Raw genomic sequence first — 15,596 nt, forward strand, 5'->3', positions numbered from 1 at the left:
GCGAACGTTAGCCAAAGCAAAGATGGAAAAAAGATGGTATGTGGTGCATACTTATTCAGGTTATGAGAATAAAGTAAAGACAAACCTTGAGAAACGCTTGGAATCAATGGGAATGGAAGATAAGATATTTCGTGTACTTGTGCCTGAAGATGAAGAGACTGAAATCAAGAATGGAAAGAAAAAAGTTGCGAAGAAGAAAGTCTTCCCTGGTTATGTACTAGCCGAGATGATCATGACGGATGACTCTTGGTATGTGGTGCGTAATACGCCGGGTGTTACGGGATTTGTTGGTTCAGCAGGTTCCGGCTCGAAACCGACCCCATTGTTAGAAGAAGAAGTAGACATGATTCTAAAGCGAATGGGTTACGATCAGCCTGTTGTGGAAATTGACTTTGAATTAAAAGAAACAGTAGAAGTAACCGATGGTCCATTTAACGGTTTTTCTGGAAAAATTGAAAAAATCGACGCCGATAAACAAAAAGTAAAAGTGCATGTCGATATGTTTGGCCGTGAAACGCCAGTTGAGTTAGATTTTTCACAGGTAAGAAAACTATCTTAGAAAACTTTCCTATGAAATATTAAGAAACCTACTTGCATTTTACCCCAGATAATGCTAAAATTTTTATGTTCTTTATGCCTCGAGTATAAGAGTTATTTATGCATAATTTGAGTGGGAGGGTAAATATGTTGCCCTATTACCACATCACGGACTTAAGGAGGTGTGTCTCGTGGCTAAAAAAGTAAGTTCAATTGTAAAACTTCAAATCCCGGCAGGTAAAGCGAATCCAGCGCCGCCAGTTGGTCCTGCATTAGGTCAAGCAGGTATTAACATTATGGGATTTTGTAAAGAGTTTAACGCTCAAACACAAGATCAAGCTGGTATGATTATTCCAGTAGAAATTACGGTATATGAAGACCGTTCATATACATTCATTACTAAAACTCCACCAGCAGCAGTGTTGCTTAAGAAAGCAGCAGGTGTTGAATCTGGATCAGGCGAACCAAATCGTAACAAAGTGGCAACACTTAAACGTGATAAGGTAAAAGAAATCGCAGAATTAAAGATGCCAGATTTAAATGCTGCTGATGTTGAAGCTGCCATGCGAATGGTAGAAGGTACTGCGCGTAGCATGGGTATTGTTATCGAAGACTAATCTCACAGCGTTGTGCAAAGCAGAAGGTTGCGGTAGTGATGATAAAGCTAATTCATTACGCGCAACCTTTCATTTTGAATCATTCACATGCTATTCCGCTTGAATGAAGTGGGAGGTATAGCCGTTAAAACCACAAAGGAGGAAATGTAACAATGGCAAAGAAAACAAAAAAACAACAAGAAGCATTAAAGCTTGTTGACCGTACAAAAGTATATGGTGCAGAAGAGGCACTTGAATTAGTACAAAAGGCATCTACAGCAAATTTTGATGAAACAGTAGAAGTTGCTTTTCGTTTAGGCGTAGACCCTAAGAGAGCAGATCAGCAAATCCGTGGAGCAATGGTATTACCACACGGAACTGGTAAAACACAAACTGTATTAGTCTTTGCAAAAGGTGACAAAGCAAAAGAAGCAGAGGCAGCAGGTGCTGACTTTGTTGGAGATCAAGACTTAATCAATAAAATTAACCAAGGATGGTTTGAGTTTGATGTAGTAGTTGCGACTCCTGATATGATGGCGGAAGTTGGTAAATTAGGGCGCGTATTAGGACCTAAAGGACTTATGCCAAACCCTAAAACAGGAACAGTTACTTTTGAAGTAGAGAAAGCTATTCAAGAAATTAAAGCAGGTAAAGTAGAGTATCGTGTAGATAAGCAGTCAAACATCCACGTGCCAATCGGTAAAGTATCGTTTGATCATGTGAAGCTTGTTGAAAACTTTAATGCGCTAGCTGATACGATTGTAAAAGCAAAACCTCAAGCTGCAAAAGGTACTTACATCCGCAATGTAGCCGTTTCTTCTACTATGGGACCTGGTGTTCGCGTTGACGCAGCTGCTATTGCTAAATAATTTTCTTCTTGACTTTTGTCAGGAAGTTGGATATAATTCACAATGGTCAATCTGACTGAAATAAATAATAAAATACATTATACCGTAGACAGCAGGTGCTGCTTGCCAGCTTAATTTCCTGCCGAGGTGTGTCTGGATATATTACAGAGGCCCTTTTCTTGAGAAGGTCAGTCTGTTCAGCCATAATCCCTCATGTCTGCCTTAGATATGAGGGATTTTTGTTTGGGTGGATCGGGTATAATGATCGTGTTTTAGGAGGTGGAATCATGTCAAAGGTAATCGAACAGAAGAAACAAGTTGTTGCAGAAATCGCAGAGAAATTCCGTTCAAGCCAATCTACAATCCTTGTAGATTACCGTGGTTTGAATGTAGCAGAAGTGACAGAATTGCGTGCTCAGCTTCGTGAAGCGGGTGTAGAGTTCAAAGTATACAAGAATACCATGTCTCGCCGTGCTGTGGAAGAAGCGGAACTTAGTGAACTAAATGATCTATTAGTTGGCCCAACCGCTATTGCATTTAGTGAAGATGTTATTGCTCCTGCCAAAGTATTAAGCAACTTTGCAAAAGAGCACGAAGCATTAGAAATCAAAGGTGGCGTGGTTGAAGGGTCTGTGGCAACACTTGATCAAATCAAAGAACTTGCTAGCCTGCCAAACTACGAAGGTATGCTTTCTATGCTACTCAGCGTACTACAAGCACCAGTACGAAACTTTGCTTATGCAGCTAAGGCAATTGCTGAGCAAAAAGAAGAGCAAGGTGCATAATTATTATCGTGAATATGTTCAAAAGGAAGGGAAACTGAACCTTTTTGAACCATTATCTCGACAACAATGTTCGTAAAATAATATCATTAATTAGGAGGAAATGAACATGTCAAAAGATCAAATCATTGAAGCTATCAAAGAAATGTCTGTTCTTGAATTAAATGACTTAGTAAAAGCAATCGAAGAAGAATTTGGAGTAACTGCAGCAGCTCCTGTAGCAGTAGCAGGTGGAGCAGCAGGCGGCGAAGCAGCTGCTGAGCAAACTGAATTTGATGTAGTACTTACAAGTGCTGGATCTTCTAAAATCAAAGTGGTTAAAGCTGTTCGTGAAATCACTGGTCTTGGCCTTAAAGACGCAAAAGAACTTGTTGATAACGCACCAGGTGCTATCAAAGAAGGCGTAGAAAAAGAAGAAGCGGAAGAAATTAAATCTAAGCTTGAAGAAGCTGGAGCATCCGTAGAATTAAAATAGTAATTACTAAGCAGAAAAAGCTCGCTATAATATATGGCGGGCTTTTCTTTCACGTAAAGAGGTTGTTCAAAAAGTCTCACAATGGATCACTTTGTGAGATGTAGAGCTTTTTGAACGTACACATTAAAGAAAGTTGGTGAATGTGTTGGATCAATATTTCTCGAATTCTCCTGCAGCGAAGAGTGAGCCTAAGACATGGAGTTATACGTTAAAAGGAATTAGTTTTACATTTACAACTGATAATGGTGTATTCTCTAAAAATGAGGTTGACTTTGGTTCGAGCTTGCTGATTGAACAGTTTCAGCCTTCTAGTGTGACGGGGGCATTATTAGATTTGGGCTGTGGCTATGGCCCAATTGCAATTGCGTTAGCTGCTGTCTATCCGGAACGGTCTGTAATCGGTGTTGATGTCAACCAGCGGGCATTGCATTTGGCAGAACAGAATGCCCGTCAGAATCAGGTCGATAATGTGACCTTTATAGAGAGTAATATACTAGACAATCTCCCTGAACAATCTTTTGCGGCGATTCTCACTAACCCGCCTATTCGTGCAGGTAAAGAAATTGTTCACCAAATGTTTGAGCAAGCTGCTCATGCATTATTGCCAAACGGCGAACTGTGGGTAGTCATTCAAAAGAAACAAGGGGCGCCATCTGCCCAGAAGAAGCTGGCCGAATTGTTTGAGGAAGTGGAGGTCGTGAAGCGGTCAAAAGGCTATTTTATTTTGCGTGCAAAATAATTTGACTCTTTATTCTATTTGTGGTAGTATTGAAAAATGCCAATAGAACGAAAGGTATGTCAAGTAAAAATCTAAAATTATGTATAATTTTAAGCAAAACAGGCAATCCTGCTTGTTATGATGATTTTTCTGCTTGGCATATTTGTTGTTACTATCTCAGGTTATTAGCTAATAGACTTTTTCTACGTAAATCCTTTTTTATTTCTCCGTAACACTATTAGTCATTGCATCACATTTGCCTTTGCAAATGTTTATATAAAAGCTTGTGTTGATTGCATTCACAAGTGTGTTCGGTATGCTACCGAACAAGTATCGAACACTTACTAAATTTATACGATCTATAGCAAATTGTCAAATGTCTCATTCTATAGTGGAGTAAAAAAGTAAGTGTGATTTCATTTGTGCTATTTTCATAGCAATTATCTTTAATTTTGATTGAGGGGTGAATCAGTTGACAGGTCAACTAGTTCAATATGGACGACACCGCCAACGTAGAAGTTATGCGCGTATTAGTGAGGTATTAGAGTTACCAAATTTAATCGAGATTCAAACCGCATCCTATCAATGGTTCTTAGATGAAGGCCTAAGAGAAATGTTTCAAGATATTTCTCCTATCGAGGATTTCGCTGGTAATCTTTCATTAGAATTTGTAGATTACAGCCTTGGAGAGCCAAAGTATCCCGTCGACGAATCGAAGGAAAGAGATGTAACCTATAACGCTCCTCTTCGAGTAAAAGTTCGTTTGTTAAATAACGAAACCGGTGAAGTAAAAGAGCAAGAAGTATTTATGGGTGATTTCCCATTAATGACGGAAACAGGTACATTTATCATCAATGGAGCAGAGCGTGTTATTGTATCACAGCTTGTTCGTTCACCAAGTGTTTACTTCAATGAAAAGATTGACAAAAATGGTAAACGTGGTTATGGAGCTACCGTTATTCCAAACCGTGGTGCTTGGCTGGAATTTGAAACAGATGCCAAGGATGTTGTACATGTAAGAATAGACCGTACAAGAAAGTTACCAATTACTGTCTTGTTAAGAGCACTAGGATTTGGTGATGATCAAGAAATTATCGATCTATTAGGTGAAAATGAGTACTTAAGAAATACATTAGAGAAAGACAATACGGAAACCAGTGAAAAGGCATTGTTAGAAATTTATGAGCGCCTGCGTCCTGGTGAACCGCCAACTGTCGAGAACGCCAAGAGCTTATTGGTATCCAGATTCTTTGATCCAAAGCGATATGACTTGGCACATGTTGGTCGTTATAAAATCAACAAAAAATTACATTTAAAGAACCGTTTGTTTAATCAAATCTTAGCGGAGCCATTGGTGGATCCTGAAACAGGAGAAGTGATTGCCAACCGTGGAGACAAATTAGATAGACGTTTATTAGATAAGATCTTGCCGATTTTAGACTCTGATGAGAATCGTTTTGGTGAGAAAATATTAGAACCTCATGAAGGCGTGTTAGATGATCCTGTTAAGGTTCAATCAATCAAGATCATGGATCCAACTGATCCTGAAGGTGAAAGAACACTGACTGTTTTAGGTAACTGTAATGTAGATAGCAGCATTAAGCATATTACACAAGCAGATATCTTATCAGCTATCAGTTATTTCTTTAATATTTTACACCAAGTTGGTGACACAGACGATATTGACCATCTAGGAAACCGTCGTCTGCGCTCGGTTGGAGAATTGCTGCAAAATCAATTTAGAATTGGTTTATCCCGTATGGAGCGTGTTGTTCGTGAACGTATGTCTATTCAAGATACGTCCTCTATCACACCGCAGCAGTTAATCAACATTCGTCCGGTTATTGCTTCTATTAAAGAATTCTTTGGTAGTTCGCAATTGTCACAATTTATGGATCAAACCAATCCATTAGCCGAATTAACGCATAAAAGACGTTTATCTGCATTAGGTCCAGGCGGTCTTACCCGTGAACGTGCTGGCTTCGAAGTGCGTGACGTACACTATTCACACTATGGACGTATGTGTCCAATCGAAACGCCAGAGGGTCCAAACATCGGGTTAATTAACTCCTTGTCTTCTTATGCAAAAGTTAATAAATTCGGTTTTATTGAAACACCATATCGCCGTGTAGATCCTGAGACTGGTAAAGTCACATCGCAAATGGATTATTTAACGGCGGATGAAGAAGATAATTATGTGGTAGCGCAAGCGAACGCGAAGTTAACTGAAGATAATACATTTGCCGAGGAAGAAGTTATTGCTCGATTCCGTGGTGAGAACACGATTGTGAAACGTGAGAAGATTGACTATATGGATGTTTCACCTAAGCAAGTAGTATCTGCAGCGACTGCTTGTATCCCATTCTTGGAGAACGATGACTCTAACCGTGCCTTAATGGGTGCCAACATGCAGCGTCAAGCAGTGCCGTTAATGCGTCCGAAAGCTCCAATTGTTGGTACAGGTATGGAATATGTATCTGGTAAAGACTCGGGTGCCGCAGTTATCTGTAAACATGATGGTATCGTAGAGCGAGTAGAGGCGAAAGAAGTACTTGTGCGTCGTATTACTACAGTAGACGGTAAAGAAGTAGAAGGAAACTTAGATCGTTACCGCCTGCAGAAGTTTATCCGTTCTAACCAAGGAACTTGCTATAACCAGCGTCCAATTGTTGCTAAAGGAAATCGTGTGACGAAAGGAGAAATCCTTGCTGATGGCCCATCAATGGAACAAGGAGAACTTGCGCTAGGTCAAAACGTATTAGTAGGATTTATGACTTGGGAAGGTTATAACTACGAAGATGCGATTATCATGAGTGAGCGTCTAGTGAAGGACGACGTATATACGTCTATCCATATCGAGGAATATGAATCAGAGGCACGCGACACGAAATTAGGGCCAGAAGAAATCACAAGGGACATTCCGAATGTCGGAGAAGATGCATTGCGTGATCTGGACGAACGAGGAATCATCCGTGTCGGTGCAGAAGTAGCAGATGGTGACCTTCTTGTAGGTAAGGTTACACCGAAAGGAGTAACAGAGTTATCTGCAGAAGAGCGCTTATTACATGCTATTTTTGGTGAAAAAGCTCGAGAAGTGCGCGATACATCACTTCGTGTACCACACGGTGCTGGCGGAATTGTTTTAGACGTTAAAATCTTTAATCGTGCAGACGGAGACGAGTTACCACCAGGTGTAAACCAACTCGTTCGTGTCTATATCGTACAAAAGCGTAAAATTCATGAAGGAGATAAGATGGCTGGTCGTCACGGTAACAAAGGGGTTATCTCTAAGATTTTACCAGAAGAAGATATGCCATTCTTACCAGATGGCACTCCGATTGACATTATGCTTAACCCTTTAGGGGTACCGTCACGTATGAACATCGGACAAGTGCTTGAACTTCACCTAGGTATGGCAGCAAGACAACTGGGTATCCATGTTGCTTCCCCGGTATTTGACGGGGCTTCAGAAGATGATGTGTGGGAAACACTTGAAGAAGCAGGGCTTCCAAGAGATGCGAAGACAATCTTATATGATGGCCGGACAGGAGAACCATTTGATAATCGTGTATCGGTTGGTGTGATGTATATGATTAAACTAGCTCACATGGTAGACGATAAACTTCATGCTCGTTCAACTGGTCCATATTCATTAGTAACGCAGCAGCCATTAGGCGGTAAAGCACAATTTGGTGGACAGCGTTTTGGTGAGATGGAGGTATGGGCGTTAGAAGCATATGGTGCAGCTTATACATTACAGGAGATTCTAACGGTTAAATCAGATGATACTGTAGGACGTGTCAAAACATACGAAGCGATTGTGAAAGGGGAAAATGTACCAGAACCAGGTATTCCAGAGTCATTCAAGGTATTGATTAAGGAATTGCAAAGTCTTGGTATGGATGTCAAGATGTTGTCTGGAGACGAAGAGGAAATTGAACTTCGTGACGATGATGAAGATGACACACAATCAGCTGATAATTTCAATTTGGAAATTGAAGAAACGCCTAGTTAATTATACAGGAACTGAATCATGTATCACTTGAGCCCGGTTAGCTCTTGATCAAGGTGTGAACCGTTCGTGGAGGCCTCTGCACCAAGTCAAGCAGAGTTAATGAACGTTGCGCCTTGATAAGTTTCACTTTACTATCCGTAGAGGTAAAACCCCTACGGATAGAAGTCTCACTTGATAGATAACTAACTGGGTGTGAGTGACTCTTAATATAATGGAATGAAAACCCAAAGATGAAAAGGGAGGTTTACCCTTTGCTAGATGTAAATAATTTTGAATATATGAAAATTGGATTAGCCTCACCAAATAAAATCCGTTCTTGGTCATTTGGTGAAGTGAAAAAGCCTGAAACGATCAACTACCGTACGCTAAAACCAGAAAAAGATGGTTTATTCTGTGAGCGTATTTTTGGTCCGCAGAAAGACTGGGAATGTCATTGTGGTAAATATAAGCGAGTAAGATATAAAGGTGTTGTCTGTGATCGTTGTGGTGTGGAAGTAACGAAAGCCAAAGTACGCCGTGAGCGTATGGGCCACATTGAATTAGCTGCACCTGTTTCACATATTTGGTATTTCAAAGGAATCCCAAGCCGTATGGGACTTGTGTTAGATATGTCACCTCGTGCCTTGGAAGAGGTTATTTATTTTGCTGCTTATATAGTAACGGACCCAGGGGATACTGCCTTAGAGAAGAAACAATTACTTTCTGAGAAAGAATACCGTGCATACTATGAAAAATACGGCAGCTCCTTCAAAGCACAGATGGGTGCAGAAGCGATTAAGAAAATTTTGCAGGATATTGATTTAGAAAAAGAAGTTGAAATCTTGCGAGAAGAATTGAAATCAGCTCAAGGTCAACGCCGAACAAGAGCAATCAAGCGTTTAGAGGTGCTGGAGGCATTCCGTAACTCCGGTAATGAACCAAGCTGGATGATCATGGACGTACTACCAATCATCCCGCCAGAATTACGCCCGATGGTTCAATTAGATGGTGGACGTTTTGCAACATCTGACCTTAATGATTTATATCGTCGTGTGATTAACCGTAACAACCGTTTGAAACGACTTCTTGACCTAGGCGCACCAAGTATTATCGTACAGAACGAGAAACGTATGCTTCAAGAAGCAGTGGACGCCCTGATTGATAATGGCCGTCGCGGCCGACCAGTAACTGGACCAGGTAATCGTCCATTAAAATCCCTTTCTCATATGCTGAAAGGTAAACAAGGTCGTTTCCGTCAGAACCTGTTAGGTAAACGTGTGGATTATTCGGGCCGTTCCGTAATCGTAGTAGGCCCTCATTTGAAAATGTATCAGTGTGGTCTGCCAAAGGAAATGGCAGTAGAGTTGTTTAAGCCTTTTATCATGAAGGAATTGGTTGAACGTGGTTTGGCACACAACATAAAATCAGCAAAGCGTAAAATCGAAAGATTACGTGAAGAGATTTGGGATGTGCTCGAGGATGTTATTAAGGAACACCCAGTCTTACTAAACCGTGCTCCAACACTTCACCGATTGGGTATCCAGGCATTTGAACCGACATTAGTAGAAGGGCGTGCTATTCGTTTACACCCACTTGTGTGTACGGCATATAATGCTGACTTTGATGGTGACCAAATGGCAGTTCACGTACCATTATCAGCAGAAGCACAGGCAGAGGCACGTATCCTTATGCTTGCGGCTCAAAATATTTTGAATCCAAAAGATGGTAAACCAGTTGTTACACCATCTCAGGATATGGTATTAGGTAACTATTATTTAACACTAGAGCGCAAGGACGCTATCGGCGAAGGGATGATTTTCAAAGACTTGAACGAAGCCATTATTGCTTATCAGAATGGTTATGTACACCTTCATACCCGTGTAGCTATCCAGCCGTTATCGTTAAATAAAGAATCATTTACAGATGAGCAGAAGAACAAGCTGTTAATTACCACTGTTGGTAAATTAATCTTTAATAATATGTTGCCAGAATCATTCCCTTACATGAATGAACCGACTCAGCAAAACCTAGAGGTGGCAACACCAGATAAATATTTTGTGGAATCCAGTGTGAATGTGAAGGAAGAGATCGCTAGCCGTGACCTGCTTCCACCATTCAAGAAGGGCATTCTTGGGAACATCATTGCCGAAGTATTTAAGAAATTCAAAATTAGTGAAACATCTAAAATGTTGGACCGAATGAAAGATTTAGGTTTTGCCTATTCTACCAAAGCGGGAATTACCGTTGGTGTGTCTGATATTGTAGTATTAGCTGAAAAAGAAGATATCCTGGACGAAGCGCAGGCTAAAGTGGATAAAGTATTGCAACAGTTCCGCCGTGGTTTAATAACAGATGAAGAACGTTATGACCGTGTCATTTCGATCTGGTCACAAGCGAAAGATACCATTCAGGATAAACTAATGCAGTCATTAGATCCTCGGAACCCGATTTTTATGATGAGTGATTCCGGAGCCCGTGGTAATGCCTCTAACTTTACCCAGCTTGCTGGTATGCGTGGTTTGATGGCTAACCCGGCTGGCCGAATTATCGAATTACCAATCAAATCAAGCTTCCGTGAAGGTTTAACGGTATTGGAATACTTTATTTCTACACACGGTGCTCGTAAAGGTCTTGCCGATACAGCGCTGAAAACAGCTGACTCAGGTTACTTGACTCGACGTCTTGTAGATGTGGCACAGGATGTTATTATTCGAGAAGACGATTGTGGCACAGATCGCGGATTAACTGTTTCTGCTATTACAGAAGGAACAGAAATGATTGAGCCGTTAATCGACCGTCTAATCGGAAGAACTTCTTTCCAGAAAGTTACACATCCTGAGACTGGTGTAGTGCTTGTTGATAAAAACGAAGTGATTTCTGAAGATACCGCTAAAGCAATTGAAGAAGCGGGTATCGAAGAAGTAACTATTCGCAGCGTCTTTACATGTAACACTAAACACGGTGCTTGTAAGAAATGTTATGGCCGTAACTTGGCGACAGGCGAAGAGGTAGAAGTTGGTGAAGCAGTCGGTATTATTGCCGCTCAATCTATCGGTGAGCCAGGTACCCAGTTAACCATGCGTACCTTCCACACAGGCGGGGTTGCCGGAAGCGATATTACCCAAGGTTTACCGCGTATCCAAGAGATCTTTGAAGCGCGAAATCCGAAAGGTCAGGCTGTTATCAGTGAAATCGAAGGTGTTGTCAAAGACGTCACCGAAGTGAAAGACAAACAAGAAGTTGTGGTGCAAGGGGCAGTAGAAACGAAAACATATACCGCTCCATACGGCTCAAGACTGAAAGTTTCCATTGGAGACGAGGTTGTAGCTGGAGAGGCGCTGACAGAAGGTTCTATCGATCCAAAAGAACTGTTAAAGGTTCAAGGCATTGATGGTGTTCAATCTTACTTGTTGAAAGAAGTACAGAAGGTATACCGTATGCAAGGGGTAGAAATCGGAGATAAGCACGTCGAGGTAATGGTAAGACAAATGCTTCGCAAAGTGCGTATTGCTGATTCTGGAGATACAGAAGTATTACCTGGTTCACTGCTTGAAATCCATCAGTTTAACGAAGCGAATAAACAGTCGCTTCTTACAGGAGGCCAACCAGCAGTTGGACGCCCAGTCCTGTTAGGTATTACCAAGGCGTCACTTGAGACAGATTCATTCTTGTCTGCTGCATCTTTCCAAGAAACAACACGAGTCTTAACAGATGCTGCAATTAAAGGAAAACGGGATGAATTATTGGGTCTTAAAGAGAATGTTATCATTGGTAAACTAGTTCCTGCTGGTACAGGGATGCAGCGCTATCGCCGTATTAAAAGCAAATTAGCCGTCGATCCTGCTCAAGTAGAAGAAACAGACTCTGAAGAAATTACCCAACCTTAATAGGAGAGAAGATTACCCAGTACTGGGTAATCTCCCTCTACTATGGTTTGAATGAATACAAGGCATAGATGGGAACACCTTATAAGGTGATTCAAAAAGACGGTATTACAGCTGGGGAAACAGACACGACGCTCTCGTCCGGTACTTTTTGAATCTACATATAAATAATTATCTATTTTCGCAAATAAAAGTTGACATTAATTTTTGGTGATGGTAGTATATTTAAGGTGCTTCTGTTATCCTTGTTACTTTGGAGGATATAAAGAATGTCTTATGAAAAAGTGACACAGGCAGAAACAAACACGATTATTGGAACAAAACAAGTGCTGAAAGCCATCAAGAATGGCCATGCAAAAGAAGTGATTATTGCTAGTGATGCAGATTTGTATATCACAAGTAAGGTATCACAGCTGGCAGCTGAACATAATGTTCCTTGCGCCTATGTAGATTCCATGAAGAAACTAGGCAAGGCTTGTGGCATTGATGTAGGAGCTGCAACCGTAGCGATCAAACAATAAAGTTTTGGCAGATATATGCGAAGACTTTGTTTTTTGCTCTATTATGAACCACCTGGATGTGTGGTATTACATTTTAGTAGAAGAAGGGAGGAAATAAACATGCCAACTATTAATCAGTTAGTACGTAAAGGCCGAGTATCTAAGACAAAAAAATCTGACTCTCCAGCTTTAAACAGAGGTTATAACAGTCATAAAAAGGTTGCAACTAACCAAAATTCTCCACAAAAACGTGGTGTTTGTACTCGTGTAGGTACACTAACTCCAAAGAAACCGAACTCTGCACTTCGTAAATATGCGCGTGTGCGTTTGTCTAACCAAATCGAGGTAACAGCTTATATTCCTGGAATTGGCCACAACTTACAAGAGCACAGTGTTGTATTAATCCGTGGAGGTCGTGTAAAGGACTTACCAGGGGTACGTTATCACATTGTTCGTGGTGCACTTGATACATCAGGTGTTGACGGCCGTATGCAAGGTCGTTCAAAATATGGTGCGAAGAGACCTAAAAAATAATTTGTTATGATACATTCATAAATAGGAAGGAGGGAAAGATATGCCACGTAAAGGACCAGTACCAAAGCGTGATGTCTTACCAGATCCGTTATACAATTCTAAACTTGTTACACGTCTAATCAACCAAATCATGGTGGATGGAAAAAGAGGAAAGGCTCAAAAAATTCTATATCGTTCATTTGAACTTGTGCAAGAGCGCAGTGGTCAAAATGCAATGGAAGTATTTGAGCAAGCAATGAAAAACGTTATGCCAGTACTTGAAGTTCGTGCCCGCCGTGTGGGTGGTTCTAACTACCAAGTACCAGTTGAGGTTCGCCCTGAACGTCGTCAAGCACTTGGATTACGCTATATCGTAAATTATTCTCGCTTACGCGGTGAGAAAACAATGGAAGAACGCCTAGCTAATGAAATCCTTGACGCTTCTAATAACACAGGTGCTTCTGTGAAACGACGCGAAGATATGCATAAAATGGCCGAAGCTAACAAAGCTTTCGCCCATTACCGCTGGTAAGAAAACAAACTATATTCGTCATAGGAAGGAGAAAGATTCATGCCTAGAGAGTTCTCCTTGGAGAATACACGTAACATCGGTATCATGGCTCACATCGATGCCGGTAAAACAACATGTACTGAACGTATTTTATTCTACACAGGACGTATCCACAAAATTGGAGAAACGCACGAAGGTGCTTCTCAAATGGACTGGATGGAACAAGAACAAGAGCGTGGTATTACCATTACATCTGCTGCTACAACGGCTCAATGGAAAGGCCACCGTATCAACATCATTGATACACCAGGACACGTAGACTTTACAGTCGAAGTAGAACGTTCCTTGCGTGTACTTGATGGTGCAGTTACGGTTCTTGATGCACAATCAGGTGTAGAACCACAAACAGAAACCGTATGGCGCCAAGCAACAACTTATGGTGTTCCGCGTGTTGTTTTTGTTAATAAAATGGATAAAACGGGTGCAGATTTCCTTTATTCTGTAGGGACATTAGGAGATCGCTTAGGAGCGAATGCTCACCCAGTACAACTTCCAATTGGTGCAGAAGATGAGTTCGAAGGAATTATCGACCTTATCACTATGCAAGCATACTATTATCTTGATGATGAAGGTACAAAATCAGAAGCGAAAGAAATTCCTGATGAGTACAAAGATCAAGCAGAAGAGTATCATACCAATTTAATTGAAGCTGTTGCTGAATTCGACGAAGATCTTATGGAACGCTACCTTGAAGGTGAAGAGATCTCACAAGCAGAATTAAAAGCTGCCGTTCGTAATGCAACATTAAAAGTAGAATTTTACCCAGTATTCTGCGGTTCAGCCTTCAAAAACAAAGGGGTTCAATTATTAATCGACGGTGTGGTTGATTACTTACCATCACCAGTGGATATCCCGCCAATTGAAGGTGTTCTTGCTGGAACAGAGGAGAAAGTTACTCGTAAAGCTGACGATAATGGTCCTTTCGCTGCCTTAGCATTTAAAGTAGCAACTGACCCATTTGTTGGTAAACTTACATTCTTCCGTGTATACTCTGGTACATTGAAATCAGGTTCTTACGTGAAGAACTCAACGAAGGATAAACGTGAACGTGTAGGTCGTATCCTGCAAATGCACGCTAACTCTCGTGAAGAAATAAGTGAAGTATACGCAGGTGATATTGCTGGTGCGGTAGGCTTGAAAGATACTGGAACTGGTGATACATTGTGTGAAGAAAAAGATACAGTAATCTTGGAATCAATGGAATTCCCAGAACCAGTTATTGATGTTGCAATTGAACCTAAATCAAAAGCTGACCAAGATAAAATGTCTGTTGCTTTAGGTAAACTTGCAGAAGAGGATCCAACCTTTAGAACCGAAACAAACCCTGAGACTGGCCAAACTATTATTGCAGGTATGGGTGAATTACACCTTGATATCATTGTTGATCGCTTGAAACGTGAATTTAAAGTGGAAGCCAATGTTGGTGCTCCACAAGTATCTTATCGTGAAACATTCCGTGGTTCTGCGGAAGTAGAAGGTAAGTTTGTTCGCCAATCCGGTGGTCGTGGTCAATATGGTCACGTATGGGTGAAATTCGAGCCAAATGAAGAAGGTGCCGGATTTGAATTCGTTAATAACATTGTCGGTGGTGTTGTACCTCGTGAATACATCCCATCTGTTGAAGCTGGTATTAGAGATGCAATGGAAAATGGTGTATTAGCTGGTTACCCATTAATTGATGTAAAAGCTACATTATATGATGGAAGCTACCATGATGTTGACTCCAACGAAACAGCCTTTAGAGTAGCTGCTTCAATGGCGCTTAAAGCTGCGAAAAACAAATGTAACCCTGTTATTCTTGAACCAATGATGAGGGTGGAAGTTGTTATCCCTGAAGAATACATGGGTGATATCATGGGAGATATTACATCTCGTCGTGGACGTGTAGAAGGAATGGAAGCTAGAGGTACTGCTCAAGTAGTTAAAGCATTTGTTCCCCTTGCAGAGATGTTCGGCTATGCCACAGCTCTACGTTCTAATACACAGGGGCGAGGCGTCTATACAATGCACTTTGATCACTATGAAGAAGTTCCTAAGAGCGTTTCAGAAGAAATTATCAAGAAAAACGCTGGTGAATAATTGATTTTTTTCGCAATCTAACGTATAACTTGTATTAGGGTTTAGGTAAAAAAAACTGAGCCTAAAATACATGAAAATAAATTCTATTTTACTTAATTA

The 15,596-nt window shown here is 40.9% G+C and carries 12 protein-coding genes and 1 other annotated feature; all 12 genes read left to right on the forward strand.

Features of this window, described 5'->3' with window-relative positions; translation table 11 throughout:
• Positions 1 to 22 precede the first annotated feature (22 nt).
• Positions 23 to 559, forward strand: coding sequence for a transcription termination/antitermination protein NusG (gene nusG, locus JOD18_RS11645; RefSeq protein ID WP_204669305.1), 537 nt, complete (start codon positions 23 to 25; stop codon positions 557 to 559).
• Positions 560 to 728: 169 nt separating this feature from the next.
• Positions 729 to 1,154 carry a 50S ribosomal protein L11 gene (rplK, locus tag JOD18_RS11650; RefSeq protein WP_204669210.1) on the forward strand — a complete coding sequence of 142 codons (426 nt, stop codon included), beginning with the start codon at positions 729 to 731 and terminating at the stop codon, positions 1,152 to 1,154.
• A gap of 152 nt (positions 1,155 to 1,306) precedes the next feature.
• Positions 1,307 to 2,002 carry a 50S ribosomal protein L1 gene (rplA, locus tag JOD18_RS11655; protein WP_204669211.1) on the forward strand — a complete coding sequence of 232 codons (696 nt, stop codon included), beginning with the start codon at positions 1,307 to 1,309 and terminating at the stop codon, positions 2,000 to 2,002.
• A gap of 64 nt (positions 2,003 to 2,066) precedes the next feature.
• Positions 2,067 to 2,231 (forward strand) — a sequence feature (ribosomal protein L10 leader region).
• Between the two features lie 37 nt (positions 2,232 to 2,268).
• A complete protein-coding gene (gene rplJ / locus JOD18_RS11660) occupies positions 2,269 to 2,766 on the forward strand; it encodes a 50S ribosomal protein L10 (protein WP_204669212.1) in 498 nt (165 codons plus the stop codon).
• A gap of 106 nt (positions 2,767 to 2,872) precedes the next feature.
• Entirely contained in the window at positions 2,873 to 3,238 is a 366-nt protein-coding gene (gene rplL, locus JOD18_RS11665) for a 50S ribosomal protein L7/L12 (RefSeq protein WP_204669213.1), read from the forward strand.
• Positions 3,239 to 3,380: 142 nt separating this feature from the next.
• Positions 3,381 to 3,977, forward strand: a complete 597-nt coding sequence (locus JOD18_RS11670) for a methyltransferase (protein ID WP_204669214.1) — start codon at positions 3,381 to 3,383, stop codon at positions 3,975 to 3,977.
• Positions 3,978 to 4,428: 451 nt separating this feature from the next.
• Complete coding sequence (gene rpoB, locus JOD18_RS11675; protein ID WP_204669215.1) at positions 4,429 to 7,971, forward strand: DNA-directed RNA polymerase subunit beta; 3,543 nt, start codon at positions 4,429 to 4,431, stop codon at positions 7,969 to 7,971.
• A gap of 251 nt (positions 7,972 to 8,222) precedes the next feature.
• Positions 8,223 to 11,837, forward strand: coding sequence for a DNA-directed RNA polymerase subunit beta' (gene rpoC / locus JOD18_RS11680; protein ID WP_275583003.1), 3,615 nt, complete (start codon positions 8,223 to 8,225; stop codon positions 11,835 to 11,837).
• A gap of 266 nt (positions 11,838 to 12,103) precedes the next feature.
• Positions 12,104 to 12,355 carry a 50S ribosomal protein L7ae-like protein gene (locus JOD18_RS11685; RefSeq protein ID WP_204669217.1) on the forward strand — a complete coding sequence of 84 codons (252 nt, stop codon included), beginning with the start codon at positions 12,104 to 12,106 and terminating at the stop codon, positions 12,353 to 12,355.
• Positions 12,356 to 12,454: 99 nt separating this feature from the next.
• Positions 12,455 to 12,868, forward strand: a complete 414-nt coding sequence (gene rpsL, locus JOD18_RS11690; RefSeq protein WP_204669218.1) for a 30S ribosomal protein S12 — start codon at positions 12,455 to 12,457, stop codon at positions 12,866 to 12,868.
• Between the two features lie 40 nt (positions 12,869 to 12,908).
• Positions 12,909 to 13,379, forward strand: a complete 471-nt coding sequence (gene rpsG / locus JOD18_RS11695) for a 30S ribosomal protein S7 (protein ID WP_204669219.1) — start codon at positions 12,909 to 12,911, stop codon at positions 13,377 to 13,379.
• 39 nt (positions 13,380 to 13,418) lie between these two features.
• Positions 13,419 to 15,497 carry an elongation factor G gene (fusA, locus tag JOD18_RS11700; RefSeq protein ID WP_204669220.1) on the forward strand — a complete coding sequence of 693 codons (2,079 nt, stop codon included), beginning with the start codon at positions 13,419 to 13,421 and terminating at the stop codon, positions 15,495 to 15,497.
• The last annotated feature ends 99 nt before the right edge of the window (positions 15,498 to 15,596 follow it).

The sequence above is a fragment of the Gracilibacillus alcaliphilus genome (assembly GCF_016909015.1).
GTDB lineage: Bacteria > Bacillota > Bacilli > Bacillales > Amphibacillaceae > Gracilibacillus > Gracilibacillus alcaliphilus.

What these genes read in the sequence shown, in the direction of transcription:
- fusA (WP_204669220.1), top strand. Translation starts at nt 13,419, where the DNA reads ATGCCTAGAGAGTTCTCCTTGGAGAATACACGTAACATCGGTATCATG.
- rpsL (WP_204669218.1), top strand. Translation starts at nt 12,455, where the DNA reads ATGCCAACTATTAATCAGTTAGTACGTAAAGGCCGAGTATCTAAGACA.
- rplJ (WP_204669212.1), top strand. Translation starts at nt 2,269, where the DNA reads ATGTCAAAGGTAATCGAACAGAAGAAACAAGTTGTTGCAGAAATCGCA.
- rplA (WP_204669211.1), top strand. Translation starts at nt 1,307, where the DNA reads ATGGCAAAGAAAACAAAAAAACAACAAGAAGCATTAAAGCTTGTTGAC.
- JOD18_RS11685 (WP_204669217.1), top strand. Translation starts at nt 12,104, where the DNA reads ATGTCTTATGAAAAAGTGACACAGGCAGAAACAAACACGATTATTGGA.
- rplL (WP_204669213.1), top strand. Translation starts at nt 2,873, where the DNA reads ATGTCAAAAGATCAAATCATTGAAGCTATCAAAGAAATGTCTGTTCTT.
- nusG (WP_204669305.1), top strand. Translation starts at nt 23, where the DNA reads ATGGAAAAAAGATGGTATGTGGTGCATACTTATTCAGGTTATGAGAAT.
- rpsG (WP_204669219.1), top strand. Translation starts at nt 12,909, where the DNA reads ATGCCACGTAAAGGACCAGTACCAAAGCGTGATGTCTTACCAGATCCG.